The sequence below is a fragment of the Roseateles sp. GW835-FHT13E02 genome, assembly GCF_058794035.1.
On sequence record NZ_JBXAGJ010000019.1, the window covers coordinates 1 to 14,902 of the forward strand.

18 protein-coding genes are annotated in these 14,902 nt (G+C 67.7%); 13 read left to right on the forward strand and 5 right to left on the reverse strand.

Annotated features, from left to right (window positions below; translation table 11 throughout):
- The first annotated feature begins 298 nt into the window (after window positions 1-298).
- The 4 genes from phnC to AC1Q6P_RS17740 all read left to right on the forward strand — a co-directional run bounded on the left by phnC (window position 299) and on the right by AC1Q6P_RS17740 (window position 3,789).
- Entirely contained in the window at window positions 299-1,156 is an 858-nt protein-coding gene (gene phnC, locus AC1Q6P_RS17725; RefSeq protein ID WP_492665300.1) for a phosphonate ABC transporter ATP-binding protein, read from the forward strand.
- A gap of 130 nt (window positions 1,157-1,286) precedes the next feature.
- A complete protein-coding gene (gene phnD / locus AC1Q6P_RS17730; RefSeq protein WP_171826945.1) occupies window positions 1,287-2,261 on the forward strand; it encodes a phosphonate ABC transporter substrate-binding protein in 975 nt (324 codons plus the stop codon).
- A gap of 41 nt (window positions 2,262-2,302) precedes the next feature.
- Window positions 2,303-3,115: a phosphonate ABC transporter, permease protein PhnE gene (gene phnE / locus AC1Q6P_RS17735; protein WP_102766428.1), complete on the forward strand. Its 813-nt coding sequence runs from the start codon at window positions 2,303-2,305 to the stop codon at window positions 3,113-3,115.
- Complete coding sequence (locus tag AC1Q6P_RS17740; protein WP_492665301.1) at window positions 3,115-3,789, forward strand: DapH/DapD/GlmU-related protein; 675 nt, start codon at window positions 3,115-3,117, stop codon at window positions 3,787-3,789. Before phnE ends, AC1Q6P_RS17740 begins: the two co-directional genes overlap by 1 nt.
- A gap of 26 nt (window positions 3,790-3,815) precedes the next feature.
- On the opposite strand, the gene AC1Q6P_RS17745 is transcribed toward AC1Q6P_RS17740, so the two are convergent.
- Window positions 3,816-4,250, reverse strand: coding sequence for a GFA family protein (locus tag AC1Q6P_RS17745; RefSeq protein WP_492665302.1), 435 nt, complete (start codon window positions 4,248-4,250; stop codon window positions 3,816-3,818).
- Window positions 4,247-4,624: a VOC family protein gene (locus tag AC1Q6P_RS17750; protein ID WP_492665303.1), complete on the reverse strand. Its 378-nt coding sequence runs from the start codon at window positions 4,622-4,624 to the stop codon at window positions 4,247-4,249. The genes AC1Q6P_RS17745 and AC1Q6P_RS17750 overlap by 4 nt, the downstream gene beginning before the upstream one ends.
- A gap of 198 nt (window positions 4,625-4,822) precedes the next feature.
- Here AC1Q6P_RS17750 and AC1Q6P_RS17755 point away from each other — a divergent pair, with 198 nt between their 5' ends.
- Window positions 4,823-5,329 (forward strand): regulator of G-protein signaling domain-containing protein, encoded by a 507-nt coding sequence (locus AC1Q6P_RS17755; protein ID WP_492665304.1) that lies wholly within the window; start codon window positions 4,823-4,825, stop codon window positions 5,327-5,329.
- Between the two features lie 109 nt (window positions 5,330-5,438).
- On the opposite strand, the gene AC1Q6P_RS17760 is transcribed toward AC1Q6P_RS17755, so the two are convergent.
- The 3 genes from AC1Q6P_RS17760 to phnF all read right to left on the reverse strand — a co-directional run bounded on the left by AC1Q6P_RS17760 (window position 5,439) and on the right by phnF (window position 8,259).
- Entirely contained in the window at window positions 5,439-6,188 is a 750-nt protein-coding gene (locus AC1Q6P_RS17760; RefSeq protein WP_492665305.1) for a DUF1045 domain-containing protein, read from the reverse strand.
- Entirely contained in the window at window positions 6,185-7,351 is a 1,167-nt protein-coding gene (locus tag AC1Q6P_RS17765) for an alpha-D-ribose 1-methylphosphonate 5-triphosphate diphosphatase (protein ID WP_492665306.1), read from the reverse strand. The genes AC1Q6P_RS17760 and AC1Q6P_RS17765 overlap by 4 nt, the downstream gene beginning before the upstream one ends.
- Before the next feature lie 134 nt (window positions 7,352-7,485).
- The gene (gene phnF, locus AC1Q6P_RS17770) at window positions 7,486-8,259 is read right to left on the reverse strand and encodes a phosphonate metabolism transcriptional regulator PhnF (RefSeq protein ID WP_171826938.1); all 774 of its coding nucleotides are present in this window, start codon (window positions 8,257-8,259) and stop codon (window positions 7,486-7,488) included.
- Between the two features lie 159 nt (window positions 8,260-8,418).
- Here phnF and phnG point away from each other — a divergent pair, with 159 nt between their 5' ends.
- From phnG to AC1Q6P_RS17810, 8 genes are all read left to right on the forward strand, one after another.
- The gene (gene phnG, locus AC1Q6P_RS17775; protein WP_492665307.1) at window positions 8,419-8,898 is read left to right on the forward strand and encodes a phosphonate C-P lyase system protein PhnG; all 480 of its coding nucleotides are present in this window, start codon (window positions 8,419-8,421) and stop codon (window positions 8,896-8,898) included.
- A 3-nt stretch (window positions 8,899-8,901) separates the two neighbouring features.
- On the forward strand, window positions 8,902-9,549 hold the full coding sequence (gene phnH / locus AC1Q6P_RS17780) for a phosphonate C-P lyase system protein PhnH (protein ID WP_492665308.1): 648 nt from the start codon (window positions 8,902-8,904) through the stop codon (window positions 9,547-9,549).
- Window position 9,550: 1 nt separating this feature from the next.
- Window positions 9,551-10,648 carry a carbon-phosphorus lyase complex subunit gene (locus tag AC1Q6P_RS17785; protein WP_492665309.1) on the forward strand — a complete coding sequence of 366 codons (1,098 nt, stop codon included), beginning with the start codon at window positions 9,551-9,553 and terminating at the stop codon, window positions 10,646-10,648.
- Window positions 10,645-11,535 (forward strand): alpha-D-ribose 1-methylphosphonate 5-phosphate C-P-lyase PhnJ, encoded by an 891-nt coding sequence (locus tag AC1Q6P_RS17790; RefSeq protein ID WP_492665310.1) that lies wholly within the window; start codon window positions 10,645-10,647, stop codon window positions 11,533-11,535. Before AC1Q6P_RS17785 ends, AC1Q6P_RS17790 begins: the two co-directional genes overlap by 4 nt.
- Complete coding sequence (phnK, locus tag AC1Q6P_RS17795) at window positions 11,532-12,305, forward strand: phosphonate C-P lyase system protein PhnK (protein WP_492665311.1); 774 nt, start codon at window positions 11,532-11,534, stop codon at window positions 12,303-12,305. The genes AC1Q6P_RS17790 and phnK overlap by 4 nt, the downstream gene beginning before the upstream one ends.
- Window positions 12,306-12,319: 14 nt before the next feature.
- Entirely contained in the window at window positions 12,320-13,063 is a 744-nt protein-coding gene (phnL, locus tag AC1Q6P_RS17800; protein ID WP_492665312.1) for a phosphonate C-P lyase system protein PhnL, read from the forward strand.
- A 27-nt stretch (window positions 13,064-13,090) separates the two neighbouring features.
- Window positions 13,091-14,257: an alpha-D-ribose 1-methylphosphonate 5-triphosphate diphosphatase gene (locus AC1Q6P_RS17805; RefSeq protein WP_492665313.1), complete on the forward strand. Its 1,167-nt coding sequence runs from the start codon at window positions 13,091-13,093 to the stop codon at window positions 14,255-14,257.
- A gap of 89 nt (window positions 14,258-14,346) precedes the next feature.
- Entirely contained in the window at window positions 14,347-14,868 is a 522-nt protein-coding gene (locus AC1Q6P_RS17810) for a hypothetical protein (protein WP_492665314.1), read from the forward strand.
- Window positions 14,869-14,902: the final 34 nt, after the last annotated feature.

A 14,902-nucleotide genomic window follows, 5' to 3' on the forward strand; every position in this document is an offset into this window, starting at 1 on the left:
GTTATGCGCCAGCCCCGAGGCGCGAGCAGCGCAGGGAAGTCGGCCCGCCAGGGCCGACCCCGGAACCATGAGCCCGGCAGCGGCGCGGGCTGCAGGGCCTCACGAGCAAAACCAAAGACTACTTCGTGCCGCACCCAATCAGATCAGCCCCGTCACCGCGCCGACTCAGCCCCGCCACGAATCTTTCACACAAGCTGCCTAGCATCGCCGCAGCTCATCACAGCCGCCATTGACGGCCGTGCAAGGGCGGCTGAATCGAAGTTCCCGACGGACGAAAAGCAAGCAAACGAGGTGCGGCATGCAGCATGCAATCGAAGTGAATGCGCTGAGCAAGCGCTTTGGCGAGCGTCAGGCCCTGGACCAGGTCAGCCTGCAGCTGCGGCCCGGTGAGATGGTGGCGCTGATTGGCGCCTCGGGCTCGGGCAAATCGACCCTGCTGCGCCACCTGTCCGGCTTTGTGGCGGGCGATGCCAGCTCGGGCGAGCTGCGCGTGATGGGTCAGCTGGTGCAGTCGCAAGGCCGCATCGCCGCCAACATCCGCAGCGTGCGCGCCCAGATCGGTTTTGTCTTCCAGCAGTTCAACCTGGTCGGCCGCATGACGCTGCTGAACAATGTGCTGACCGGCCAACTGCATCGCATCCCGCTGCACCGCAGCCTGCTGCAGTGGTTCACCCGCGAGGAACGCGCCGCCGGCCTGAAAGCGCTGGCCGAAGTTGGTATAGACGACTATGCCTTTCAGCGCGCCTCCACCCTCTCGGGCGGCCAGCAGCAGCGCGCTGCCATCGCGCGAGCCCTGGTGCAAGGCGCCAAGGTGGTGCTGGCCGACGAGCCGATTGCCTCGCTGGACCCGGAATCCTCTCGCAAGGTCATGGACATGCTGGCCCGCGTCAACCGCGAGCATGGCTGCACGGTGCTGGTGTCTCTGCACCAGGTCGATGTGGCGCTGCGCTACTGCAGCCGCGTGATCGCCATGCGCGACGGCCGGGTGGTCTTTGACGGCCCGAGCAACGCACTCAACCCCAGCTTCCTGAACGAGTTGTACGCCAGCGATGCCGAGGCTCCCGCGCTGCCAGTCGGGCCCACCGCTCCGGAGTCTCTGGACAGCCAGCCCATGCCCTTGCCGCCGCTGCACAAGCCCGAACCGGTGGCGGCCTGACGCGGCCCCGGCACCCGCTGCTCCACTCACCCCATTTGCCCCATTTGCCACAGCGGGCGGCCCTGATTCGCCCTCCCTGGCTCCCTTCTGCTTTCGCTTCCTCCCACCTTCAGCTCATCGGAGAACCCCCATGTTCCGCAAACTCCTGCTCGCGTCCTGCACCCTGCTGGCCAGCACCCTGAGCCACGCCCAGGACATCAACTTCGGCATCATCTCGACCGAATCGGCCGCCCACCTGAAAGCCGACTGGGCCCCCATCCTGGCCGATATGGAAGCCAAGACCGGCTACAAGGTCAAAGCCTTCTTCGCCAACGACTACGCCGGCATCATCGAAGCGATGCGCTTCAACAAGGTGCAGATGGCCTGGATGGGCAACAAATCCGGCATGGAAGCCGTGGACCGCGCCGGCGGCGAAGTGTTCGCCCAAACCAGTTATGCCGACGGCGCCCTGGGCTACCACTCGCTGCTGATCACGCACAAGGAAAGCGGCATCAAGAACGTCGACCAGGTGCTCAAGAACCCGCGCGAATACAACTACGGTGCCGGCGACCCGCAATCGACCTCGGGCACCCTGGTGCCGGGCTACTACCTCTATGCCCTCAACGGCATCGACCCCAAGACCCACTACAAGTCCAGCCGCGCCGGCAACCACGAGTCCAACCTGATGGCCACGGCCGCCAAGCAGGTCGATGTGGCCATCACCAACACCGAGGTGTTCGAGAAGTTCCAGAAGCGCGAGGCCGACAAGGCCAAGAACATCCACATCCTGTGGAAGTCGCCCCTGATCGCCGCCGATCCCATGGTCTGGCGCGCCGACCTGTCGGCCGATATGAAGGCCAAGCTCAAGGGCTTCTTCCTGAGCTACGGCCGCGGTGAGTCCGAGCAGGCCAAGCGCGAGCTGGCCCATCTGGCCAAGCTGACCTTCGGGGTCTTCAATGAATCCAGCAACAAGCAGTTGGTGCCCTTCCGTCAGCTGGAGCTGTTCAAGGACAAGGCCAAGCTGGAAGCCGACGACAAGATGGACGCCGCCACCAAGCAAGGCAAGCTGGCCGAGATCCAGAAGAAGCTGGCCGAGCTGAACGCCCAGCTGGCCTCGGCCAAGTAAACCGCGGCCCGCTGCAGCCCCATTCGACTGACATCACGGCCATGAGCTCACGCACCGAAGCCCCCCACACCGCGCCCACGCCCGGCCTGCCCCAGCCGCCGCGTGCCCACCTGGGCAGCCTGATGCTCTGGGGCCTGGGCCTGGCCTTGCTGGCCTGGTCCTGGCGCGGGGCCGATATGCGCCCTGCTGCGCTCTGGGCAGATTCGGCCAATATGGCCAGCTTCGCCAAGGAGTTCTTCCCGCCCGACTTCAGCGAATGGCGCACCTATGTGACCGAGATGATCGTTACGGTGCAGGTGGCCGTCTGGGGCACGGTGCTGGCCGTCATCTGTGCCGTGCCCTTCGGCCTGCTCAGCTCGGCCAATATCGCGCCGGCCTGGCTGCACCAGCCGGTGCGCCGGCTGATGGATTCGGCCCGCGCGATCAACGAGATGGTGTTCGCCATGCTCTTCATCGTGGCGGTGGGGCTGGGGCCGTTTGCCGGCGTGCTGGCCCTGTGGGTGCACACCACGGGCATTCTGGCCAAGCTCTTCTCGGAGGCGGTGGAGTCCATCGACCCGCGCCCGGTCGAGGGCATCCGCGCCACCGGCGCCAATGCGCTGGAAGAGATCGTCTACGGCGTGATCCCGCAGGTGATGCCACTCTGGGTGTCCTACACCCTCTACCGCTTCGAGTCGAATGTGCGCTCAGCCTCGGTCGTGGGCATGGTGGGCGCGGGCGGCATCGGCGTCATCCTCTACGAGGTGATCCGCAGCTTCCAGTACGCGCACACCGCCGCGGTGATGCTCATCATCATCGCCTTCGTCACCGGCATCGATCTAATCTCGGCACGCATTCGCAAGGTGCTGATCTGATGACGAGTTACCACATCGCCGCCCACAATCTGCCCGAGCCGGTGCGCCTGAGCGAGGCACCGACCCTGGCCCGTGATGCCATCGTGCGCGACAGCCGCTTCGGCCGCTGGTGCGAAGTCGGCGCCAGCACCCGCATCGAGCACAGCGCATTCGGTGACTACAGCTATGTCGGCCACCACGCCGACATCATGGCCGCCGACATCGGCAAGTTCGTCAATATCGCCAATCTGGTGCGCATCAACCCGGGCTTCCATCCGGTCGAGCGCCCCTGCCTGCACCACATCCTCTACCGCGGCAGCATGTATGGCGAGGGTTTTGGCGAAGACGACGCCGAGCTTTTCCACTGGCGCCGCCTGCAGCGCGTCAGCATCGGCCACGATGTCTGGCTGGGCCACGGCGTGGTCATCATGCCCGGCGTCAAGATCGGCCATGGCGCCGTGATCGGCAGCGGCAGCATCGTCACCCGCGATGTGCCCGCCTGGACCATTGCCGCCGGCAACCCCTGCCGCCCCATCCGCCCCCGCTTCACCCCTGCCATCGGGCGCGCCATCGAAGCCGTGGCCTGGTGGGACTGGTCGCACGAGGAGCTGCAGGCGCGGCAGGATGAACTCAAGGATGTGCGCAAGATGCTGGCGGCACATGAGCAGCGCCAGGCGGGCGCGCAGGACGGCTGAATCAGCGCCGACCGGCCGGCGCTGATTCAATCCATGTGCTCGATCTCACCGCGCAGCTGCACCCAGGCATGCATGCGCTCCTCGTAGACCGAGAAGCTGGGCGCCGGGAACTGCGGATCGGCAAAGGCTCCCAGCGGGATGCCCAGCATCTCGGGCATGGCCAGCAGCTCGTAGTAGACCGTGGCGCCACAGACCGGGCAGAAATGGAAACGGCAGGTCGAGCCGGAGTCTCCTGTGCGATCCCAGCTGTGGCTCTCGCCCTGCAAGGTCACGGCCGCACGAGGAAAGCGGGCCTGGGCGCCAAAGACACTGCCGGTGCGCCGTTGGCAGGCCAGGCAATGGCAGACCGACACCCGCAAGGGCTCACCTCGGGCCTGGGCCTGCAACTGCCCGCAGCTGCAGGCGGCGTGATGAAGGCGCGGTTGCGGCGCCGCGGTGCTGGACGTGCCCATGCTGCTCATACCCCCTCCGGCGCGTGGCAGACCGCCTCGATATTGTGGCCATCGGGGCCGATGACAAAAGCCGCGTAGTACTGGGCGTGGTACTGCGGTCGCAGGCCCGGCGAACCATGGTCACGGCCGCCTGCTGCCAGCGCCGCCGCGTAAAAGGCATCCACCTGCGCCCGCGTCTCGGCCTTGAAGGCCAGATGCAAAGGCGCCGGGCGCTCCTGTGTCTCGAACAAGCACAGCGAGGCGTCCCCGCTGCCACAGAGCTCGACCCCATAGCTGGGCTCGCCCTCGCCGCCCAGGCTGACGCCGAGCGGCGCCAGGGCCTGCAGGAAAAAGCGTTTGCTGGCGGCGTAGTCGCTGACGCCGAATTTGACGTGGTCGAACATGGTGGCCTTTCGTGAACCCGCTGCTCTTGCGGTCCATTCAGAATGCCGCGCAAGTTCAAGCGCTCGCAGTTGCAGCGGCGGGTGGCGGGATTATTCCCGCCGAACTGCAAACACGCATGTTTCGGACCTGGATTCAACGCTGATTCAACGGTGGGGGCGGAGCCTATCGCTCGTCTATTGCTTCAAGCTCTACGCGCCATGTCCACCACCTACCACCTCCACGAGATCGACGGCAAATTCGAGCTGCTGGCCGCCAACCCGCAGACCCTCGCCCGCTTCGCCTGTTTCTGCGTCAAGGAGTTTTCCACCGAAAACCTCCTCGCCTTCCTGCTGCTGCAATACATCGACTGCCGCGCCACTGCGGGGTACGACGTGGGCAACGAGTTCGGTGTCCTCCATGATGATTTCCTGCTCAAGGACAGCGCATTGGAAGTGAACATCCAGAGCAAGGTGAGGCAGGTGATCTCACTCCAAACATTCAACCAACCAGAACGCGAGTTTCGACTCGCTCTGCTCACTGACCTGACCGGCAACCTCAATGACACATGGTCCCGTTACAGTTTAAGCAACAAGCCCAACCCAGACGCGCAGTACCCGAAGGGATTCAGGAGGCCGAGGACTATCCCCAGCAAGGACATCATGACTGCCTATCTGACGGCGCGGCGCATAGCCGGTAAGGGCCCCCATCCCGCAAGGCAGAAGTAGCAGCAGCGCTTTGCCCGAAAGCAGGCCCACCGCATCGGACATTGAAGCCCGCACTTCACCGTTGAGCAAGGCCTGCGCGTGGCAACATGCCCCCTCCACTCAGCCTGAGTCAGGCGGAAAGCAAGTAACGCCGCACGCAAACGAAATCCGCGCCCGGCTCCGCCTCCACGAACAGGCTGAGCGCATCGATGCACAAAGGCTGATCAGCCACGGGCGCGCAAGCGCGCTGCAGGGCCGCCTCGACCCCGGCCAGTTGCTCGGCATCGAGCGCGTCGCTGAGGGTCAGGTGGAAGCGGAACGCTTCCATCACAAAGGGGTAGCCCCAGCGCTGCAGCAAAGCCTCCTGCTCGCTGCTGAGGCCGGCGCTGCGGCGGCGCTGCAGCTCGGCCGGGCTGGGCGAACGGCGAAAGGGGTCGAGCGATTGCACGCAGTCACTGGCCAGATCCATCAGGCGCTGGTTCACCGGGTGCTCCGCATGCGCGGTCGCATCATTCAGATGCGGGCGCCAGGCCAGGAAGTTGTGCAGGCGTGCCGGGCGCACCGGCAGCTCGAAGGCCGCATGGCGCGCGGCCAGGGTGTGCAGCGCCGTGTCCAGTTCCTCGAAACTGCCGCCCTCGGCCAGCTCGAAGGGCGGCTTGAGCGTGGCATGCAGGCCGTAGCGCCGCGCGCTGCGGCACAGGGCGGCGCGGGCCTCGGCCTCCAGCCCGCCGAGAGACTCGGGAGGCAAGACGCGGCCGGGCTGCAGGGCATCGCGCCCCAGCCAGCGCGCACCCAGCTCGGCGTGCGGGCTGTCCGCGGCCGGCGCAAAGTAGACGGCATAACGGTGCACCGTGGCGGGCAGCGGGTGCAGGCCGTTCACAGCAGACGCTCGCCTTCGGCCAGGTAGACGATGCGGCCGGCGCAAAGCGTGGCCACCAGACGCGGGCGGCTGGGGTCCTGGGCATCGACCACCAGCACATCGGCGCGGCGGCCGGCGCTGAGCTGGCCGCGGTCGTGCAGACCCAGGGCCTGGGCCGGGTTGGCCGAGACCAGCTCCCAGGCCGAGGCAAACGGCATCACTTCGTCCTGCGCCAGCTTGAAGGCGGCATGCAGGGGCGCCGGATAGTAGTAGTCGGACGCGAGGATCTTGCACAGGCCAGCACCGGCCAGATCGGCCGCGCGCGGGGCGCCGACATGGCTGCCACCGCGCAGCACATTGGGCGCGCCGCAGACCACGGGCGAGCGCTCGGCGCTGGCCATGGCCGCCACCTCGGTGCTCAAGGGGAACTCGGAGATGCCGCAGCCCAGGGCCTGGAAACGCGCCCGGGTGGCCAGGCTGTCGTCGTCATGCGAAGCCATGGGGATGCCCAGCCGCCGGCATTCCGCCGCCAGGCGTTCGATCAGGGCCGGCACCTCGGCGCCGCGCGCCGCGGCCTTCTCCAGCAGGGCGATGAAGCCGGCGCCGTCGGTGCCGGCGCGGTCGGCATAGTCCTGCAGCTTTTTGTCCAGCTTCTTGCGCATCATGGGCAGATGCTCGTTGAAAGCCAGCAGACCGATGCGGCCGCTGCGCAGCCACTCGAGCGCCTGATCTTCACCATCGACGTTGTGGCATTCAAAACGCAGATGCAGGCGGTGATCCACCTGCAGGCGGCCGTCCAGCGAATCAAGCGCAGCCAGCAGCTCGCGGGCGGTATCGCCGCCTCGCAAGCCGCCTTCCCAGGAGTAGGTCAGGCCGTGCAGGGCGGTGGTGATGCCATTGCTGGCGAGTTGGCGGTCGGTCTCCAGCAAGGCCAGATCGAGCGGGAAATGCACACCGGGGCGCGGCATGATCTGGCGCTCGAAGGCATCGCCATGGAAATCGACGATGCCCGGCAGCACCAGGCAGCCGCTGGCATCCAGGCCCGGGCCGGGCAAGGCGCTGTCGACCAGGCGGCCGTTCTGGATGCCCAGCACCAGTTCGTTCTCCTGCCATTGCTGGCCAGGGCGCAAGACCTGGCCCCCGCGGATGGTGGACAAGGCGGCAACGCGTTGGGGGCTCAGCATGGCAAGGCTCACTTCTCTCGTCTTCGGCTTCACTTCAATCGATCGTTCGATCATTCATCAACAGGTTCTGTCGCGATCGCCAGCCTAGCGCGAGGCTTTGACAGGGGCATGACGCGACTGGGCTGGCCTCGCCATCAGGGCTCGAACACCAGCTGCACCCAGTCGCCACTGAACTGCGCCAGCGTGTGCTGGAACACCCGCCCTTGCTCGCTGCAGCGGTTGACCGAGTCGACCAGCAACACCGGGCGCGAGCGCGGCTGGGCCAGCAGGCGCGCGGCTTCGGCGTCGGGCATGGCGGCCATCACCCGGGTCTGGCCGCGGGTGTAGTCCTTCACCCCGAAATGCTGCAAGGCCTGGGTGATGGAGCCGGTCTCGCGCAGCAGCGCGTCCAGGCCGGCGAAGCGGGCCGCCTCGAAGCTGTGCCGGGCCAGATTGATGGCGCGCGGCGCTGCCGCATCCTGCCCGCCGCTGCCCGCGCCGGCATGACCCAGGGTCAGCAGCTGCAGCAGCGGCGTGCCCGGCGCCAGCTCCAGGGCCTGAGCCAGCTCGGGCGTGGCCGGCAGTTCGCTGGCGCGCAGCAGCTCGATGCGCCCACTGCGGCCCTGGCCGCTGAGGTTCTGCGAGAAGCGCGTGCGCTTGCCCACGCTGTAGGCGATCGCATGTTCCTGCACAAAAGTGCCGCGGCCCTGCTCCACGCGCAGCAGGCCCTCACGCTCCAGCACCCCGAGGGCGCGCCGCACGGTGTGGCGGTTGCAGCCGAAGCGCTCGGCCAGCTCGGTCTCGTTCGGGATGCGCTCACCCGCAGCGTAATGCCGCTCGCGGATATCGCGCAGCAGCGCGGCCTCGATCTGGCGCCACACCGCCACGCCGGTGCCTCGTTCCACCACCTGGCCACACTGCTCTTGCATGCTGAGTCTCTATTCCCTGGATCACGGTTGCCAAACAGCTTAGAGACGATTCACGAAAGATTCATGTCGGCCCTGAAGAATGCGCCGCATCGCCAGGGCTTGCCGGCACATGGCCGCCGCAAGTCGTCTAGACGATTAGATGCTTTGACGGGATCCGACGTGTCATCACACATCCCTCTCGCGGCAGCGCAGGACGCACGCCGCCACGCCCTGGGCCTGCTGGCCCGCGCTCGGCCCCAGGACCTGGAGCAGCAGCTGGCCGAGTTGCAGCCCCTGCCCCACTTTGAATGGCTGCGCCGTCCCGAGACCGGCATGCTGATGCTGCGCGGCCGGCTCGGCGGTGGCGGTCAGGTCTTCAATCTGGGCGAGGCCACCGTCACCCGCTGCACCCTGCGCCTGCAGGCGCCGGGCCTGCCGGCCAGCGTCGGCGTGGGCACGGTGCGCGGCAGCGACCCGCGCCACGCCGAGCTGGTCGCCCTGGCCGACGCCTTGCTGCAAACGCCCGACTGGGCACCGCAGCTGCAAGCCCGGCTCCTGCGCCCCCTGGCCGAGGCCGAACACGACCGCCACGCCCACCGCGCCGCCGAAGTGGCGCGCAGCAAGGTGGATTTCTACACCCTGGTGCGGGGCGAGGACTGAGCCATGAGCATGAGTGATGCGATGAACGCGAGCGCCCCCGCCGCCGGCCTGCACCTGGAGCAGCTGCTGCCCGGCTTTGCCGACCCGGTGCACCATGCGCAGCAGGCCTTCCGCTGCCTGTTGGACGCCATGTCCCGGCCCGGTAGCCTGCAAAGCCTGCCTTTTGAATTGAGCGCACCCGCCGGCCTGCAGCCGGCCTTGACCGCCCTGCTACTGGCCCTGGCCGACCGCGACACGCCACTGTGGCTGCCGCCCGAGCTGCGCAGCGACGCCGCGGGCGAGCACCTGCGCTTCCATGCCGGCTGCCCCCTGGTCGCGGAGATGGGCAAGGCACAGTTCCTGATGCTGCAGAACCTGAACGCACTGCCGACTCTGGACGCCCTGCGCCTCGGCGATGCCGCCTATCCGGACCGCTCGGCCACGCTCTTCATCGAAGTAGACGCCCTGCAAGTGGGCGAGGGAACACTGCGCCTGCGCGGCCCCGGCATCCAGGGCGAGACGCGTATCGAGGTGGCCGGTTGGTCCGCAAGCAGCCAGGCTTTTGTGCAAGACAACCGCCGGCGCTTCCCGCTCGGCGTGGACCTGGTGCTGTGCGCAGGTCGGCAGTTGCTGGCCCTGCCGCGCACCACCCTCATCGATTGGGAGCTCTGAGATGTACGTTGCCGTCAAAGGAGGCGAGCGCGCCATCGAAGCCTCGCGCGAACTGCTGGCCCAGGCGCGCCGGGGCGACAGCGCCCAGCCCGAGCTCAGCATCGAGCAGATCAAGCAGCAGCTGCGCCTGGCCGTGGACCGCGTGATGTGCGAAGGCGCGCTCTACGACGAGGACCTGGCCGCCCTGGCCATCAAGCAGGCACGCGGCGACCTGATCGAAGCGATCTTTCTGCTGCGCGCCTACCGCACCACACTGCCACGCCTGAGCGACAGCGAGCCGTTGGACACCGGCCGCATGCGCCTGGAGCGCCGCATCTCCTCGGCCTTCAAGGACCTGCCCGGTGGCCAGCTGCTGGGCCCCAGCTTCGACTACACCCAGCGCCTGCTGGACTTTGGCCTGATGCGCGAATCATCCAGCAGCGGCGAAGCGCAAGCAGCCCACAGCGCCGCCCGAGGCGAGCCCCTGCACGCGCCGCGCGTGACCGACCTGCTCAGCCGCGAAGGCCTGCTGGAAGCGGCCGAGCCCGAGGCACCCGACGCCTCGCCGCCGCCCGACCTGACCCGCGAGCCCCTGCTTTTCCCGGCCGACCGCGCCACCCGCATGCAGAACCTGGCGCGCGGCGACGAGGGCTTCTTGCTGGCCCTGGCCTACAGCACCCAGCGCGGATATGCCACCACCCACCCGTTTGCGGCCGAGCTGCGCTACGGCGCCGTGCCGGTGGAGATGCACATCGAGGAACTGGGCTTCGCGGTTGAGATCGGCGAGGTCGAGCTGACCGAGTGCCAGCTGATCAATGAGTTCCACGGCAGCGCCGACACCGCGCCTCAGTTCACCCGCGGCTACGGCCTGGCCTTCGGCCACGCCGAGCGCAAGGCCCTGGCCATGGCCCTGGTCGACCGCTCGCTGCGCGCCGAGGAGTTTGGCGAAGACAGCGAGCTGCCCGCCAACAACGTGGAGTTTGTGCTCTCGCACAGCGACAACGTCGAGGCCTCGGGCTTTTTGCAGCACCTGAAGCTGCCGCACTACGTGGACTTTCAAACCAATCTCGAGCTGCTGCGGCGCTTGCGGGCGGAATGGGACAAGGAGCAAGCGAAATGAGCAGTGGGTACAACTTTGCCTACTTGGACGAGCACACCAAGCGCATGATCCGCCGCGCCCTGCTCAAGGCCGTGGCCCTGCCCGGCTACCAGGTGCCTTTCGGCGGCCGCGAGATGCCCCTGCCATATGGCTGGGGCACGGGCGGCATCCAGGTCACGGCCGCGGTGATCGGCCAGAGTGACTGCCTCAAGGTCATCGACCAGGGCGCGGACGACACCACCAATGCGGTCAACATCCGCAGCTTCTTCCAGAAGGTGACCGGCGTGCGCACCACCGAGGCCACACGCGAGGCCACGCTGATCCAGACCCGCCACCGCATCCCCGAGACGCCGCTGCAGGACGGGCAGATCCTGGTCTTCCAGGTGCCCATCCCCGAGCCGCTGCGCTGGCTGGAGCCGCGCGAGACCGAGACCCGCACCATGCACGCGCTGAGTGAATACGGCGTCATGCACGTGAAGTTGTTCGAGGACATCGTGCGCCACGGCCGCATCGCCACCACCTACGACTACCCCGTCATCGTCAACGGGCACTACCTGATGCGGCCCTCGCCCATTCCCAAGTTCGACAACCCCAAGCTGCACCAAAGCCCGGCCCTGCAGCTCTTCGGCGCCGGCCGCGAGAAGCGGGTCTACGCCGTACCGCCCTATACCGATGTGCGCTCGCTCGATTTCGAGGACCACCCCTTTGCCATCGAACGCTGGAGCGAACCCTGCGCCCTGTGCGGCGCCACCGAGTCCTATCTGGACGAGATCATCCTCGACGACCAGGGCCAGCGCATGTTCGTCTGTTCCGACACCGAGTACTGCAACACCCGCCAGACCGAAGGCCACCGCGGCACGCAGAACAGCCCCACCAGCGCTGCTGGCTTTGCAGGAGCGCTGGCATGAGCCGCCCCCTGCTGCAAGTCCGCGGCCTGGCCAAGCGCTACGGCGCCCGCATCGGCTGCGAAGGCATTGACCTCGACCTCTACCCCGGCGAGGTGCTGTGCATCGCGGGTGAATCGGGCTCGGGCAAATCGACCCTGCTCAGCACCCTGGCCTTCCAGCTGCAGCCCGACGAGGGCCAGATCCAATACGACCTGAAGGACCGCGGCCTCACCGACCTCGGCACGCTGACCCAGGCCCAGCTGCGCGAGCTCTGGCGCACCGACTGGGGCTTTGTGCGCCAGAACCCGCGTGACGGCCTGCGCATGCAGGTCTCGGCCGGCGCCAATATCGGCGAGCGGCTGATGGCCGTGGGCGCACGGCATTACGGCGACATCCGGGGTGCGGCGGCCGACTGGCTGGCGCGCGTGGAAATCCCGGCCGAGCGCCTGGACGACGCGCCCAAAAGCTTCTCCGGCGGCATGCAGCAGCGCCTGCAGATCGCCCGCAATCTGGTCAGCCGCCCGCGCCTGGTCTTCATGGACGAACCCACGGCCGGCCTCGATGTCTCGGTGCAGGCGCGTTTTCTGGACCTGCTACGCGGCCTGGCCGCCGAGCTGGACCTGGCCGTCATCCTGGTGACCCACGATCTGGCCGTGGCCCGCTTGCTGGCCCAGCGCCTGATCGTCATGCGCCACGGCCGCATCGTCGAGACCGGCCTGACCGACCAGGTGCTGGACGACCCGCAGCACCCCTACACCCAGCTGCTGGTGTCTTCGGTATTGGCCGCATAAAGGAACCACGAGACATGCAAACCCACAAGCAGCCCGTTCTTGAAGTCCGCGGCCTGAGCAAGACCTTCACCCTGCACCAGCAAGGCGGCCTGGAGCTGCCGGTTCTGAACGCGGTGTCCTTTGAGGTTCACGCCGGGGATTGCCTGGTGCTGGACGGCCCCTCGGGCGCGGGAAAAAGCAGCCTGCTGCGCTGCCTCTACGGCAACTACCTGGCCAGCAGCGGCGAGATCCTGCTGCGCGCGGCGGACAGCGGTGAAACCCTGGACCTCTGCCGCATCAGCCCGCAGCGGCTCACGGCCCTGCGCCGCGACACGGTCGGCTACGTCAGCCAGTTCCTGCGCGTGATTCCGCGCGTCAGCAGTCAGGCCCTCGTGGCAGAGCCGCTGCAAGCCCTGGGCGCCGGGCGCGAGGAGGCCATGCAGCGCGCGGCCGAACTGCTGGCGCGGCTGAATCTGCCCGAGCGGCTCTGGGGCCTGCCGCCGGCCACCTTCTCGGGCGGCGAGCAGCAGCGCGTCAATATCGCGCGCGGCTTCATCGCGCCCAAGCCCCTCTTGCTGCTGGACGAACCGACCGCCTCGCTCGACGCGGCCAACCGCGCCGTCGTCATCACCCTGATCCGCGAGGCCTGCGCCGCCGGCCAGGCCATGGTCGGCATTTTTCATGATGCCGAGGTGCGCGAGGCCGTGGCCACGCAGCGCCTTCCCCTGCAAGCCCTGAGCTCAGCCGCAAGCCACGCCGAGATGGCGATGGCCGCCTGAGCATTGCCCACGAAAGAAGTGCACACGATGAACACCGCCTCCCCGCTCTACCTCACCCATGCCCACATCGTCCTGGCCGAGCAGGAGCTGCACGACGCCTCGCTGCTGATCGGCGCCGACGGCCGCATCGCCGCCATCAACCCCGAGTCCGGCGGCGGCGCGCCCGAGCTGAGCCTGTGCGGCCAATGGCTGCTGCCCGGCATGGTGGACCTGCACTGCGACGCGGTGGAAAAAGAGGTGGAGCCGCGCGCCCGCGTGCTCTTCCCCCTGGACTTCGCCTGCATCAACATCGATCGCCGCAATGCCGCGGCCGGCATCACCACGCCCTACCATGCGCTGTCTTTTGCTCATGCCGAATGGGGCGTGCGCAACAACGAGACGGCCACCGAACTGGTCCGCGCCCTGCGCCGCCTGAAGGCCCATGAGCTGATCGACAACCGCGTCCATGTGCGCTACGAGATCACCGACCTCAGCGCCCTGCCCCATGTGCTGGGGCTGTTGGACGAAGGCGGCGTCGATCTGCTCTCCATCATGGACCACACCCCGGGCCAGGGCCAGTTCAAGCATCTGGACAGTTATGTCGCCTACATGATGGGCAACCACGGCAGCAGCCAGCAAGCCGCCCTGCAAATGGCCGAGGAAAAGATGCAGGCCCGGCTAAGCGCCGACGAACGCGTGCTGGCCGTGATGGAGCGGGCCAAGCAGCGCGGCGTGCCCACCGCCAGCCATGACGACGACGACCCGCAGCGCGTGCTGACCATGAAGAGCCTGGGCGCCCGCATGAGCGAGTTCCCCATCAATCTGGAAACCGCCCGCGCCGCCCACGCCGCTGGACTGGCCACCATCTTGGGCGCGCCCAATGTCATGCGCGGCGGCAGCCAGAGCGGCAATATGCGCGCGCTCGACGCCATCCACGCCGGCGTGGCCAACTGCCTGTGCGCCGACTACGCGCCCGCCACCATGCTGGCCGCCGTCGACGCCCTGGTCCATCGCGAAGGCCTGGGCCTGCCCCAAGCCACCCGCCTGGTCAGCCTGGGCCCGGCCCGCGCCGCCGGCTTGAACGACCGCGGCGAGATCGCGGTCGGCCTGCGCGCCGACCTGATCAGCGTGGCCCGGCCCGGCGGTCAGGCGGCGGTGGAGCGCGTCTGGTGCGGCGGCAAGCCGGTGTTTGCGGTGGACTACCAAGGCCGCTGAATCTGAAGGTTTGCGAGCCTGGCCGGAGAGCGGGCGAGAATGCTGCAGGTCTGCGGCATTCTCATCTTCAAGCACTCCTCTCGCCTGCCATGCTCAGAGTCTTTCATTTCACCCCGCCGCGCCTGAGCGCACGGCAACTGACATCCTGGATCACCGGTCTGAGCGCCCTGCTACTGAGTTCCCTGCTGCTGATCGCCTGCAGCGAGCTCGGTGCCGGCACAGGGCAGATCAGCCAGCGCATCGGCGAGATCACCCGTGACCCTTCCGCCCAGCATGTCGAACTGGCCCGGCTGACCAGCTTTGGCTGGGACCGGGTCTACCGCTTCGAACCCGGCAGCACGCGGGACGCGATCTGCGAGTTCATCCAGGCGGGCCGCAACATCTGTGGCCGCATCATCCGCTACCCGGCCGTACCGGCCGACCATCAGGCCCTGGTCTTCGCCCTCGGGGATCAGCTGACCCATGTCGAGCTGCATGCCCTGGCCCATGGCCGTTTGGAGCTGAGTGATGAACATGCCCGCAGCGGCCTGCCCAAAGCTCAGGCCAGGCTGCGCATCCGCCGGCTCAGCCTGGGCGCGGCGCAGGAGCAGATCGTGCTGGAGCCGCAATGAGCGGAGCGACCAGGTCTGGGCCTCGGTGGCGCCG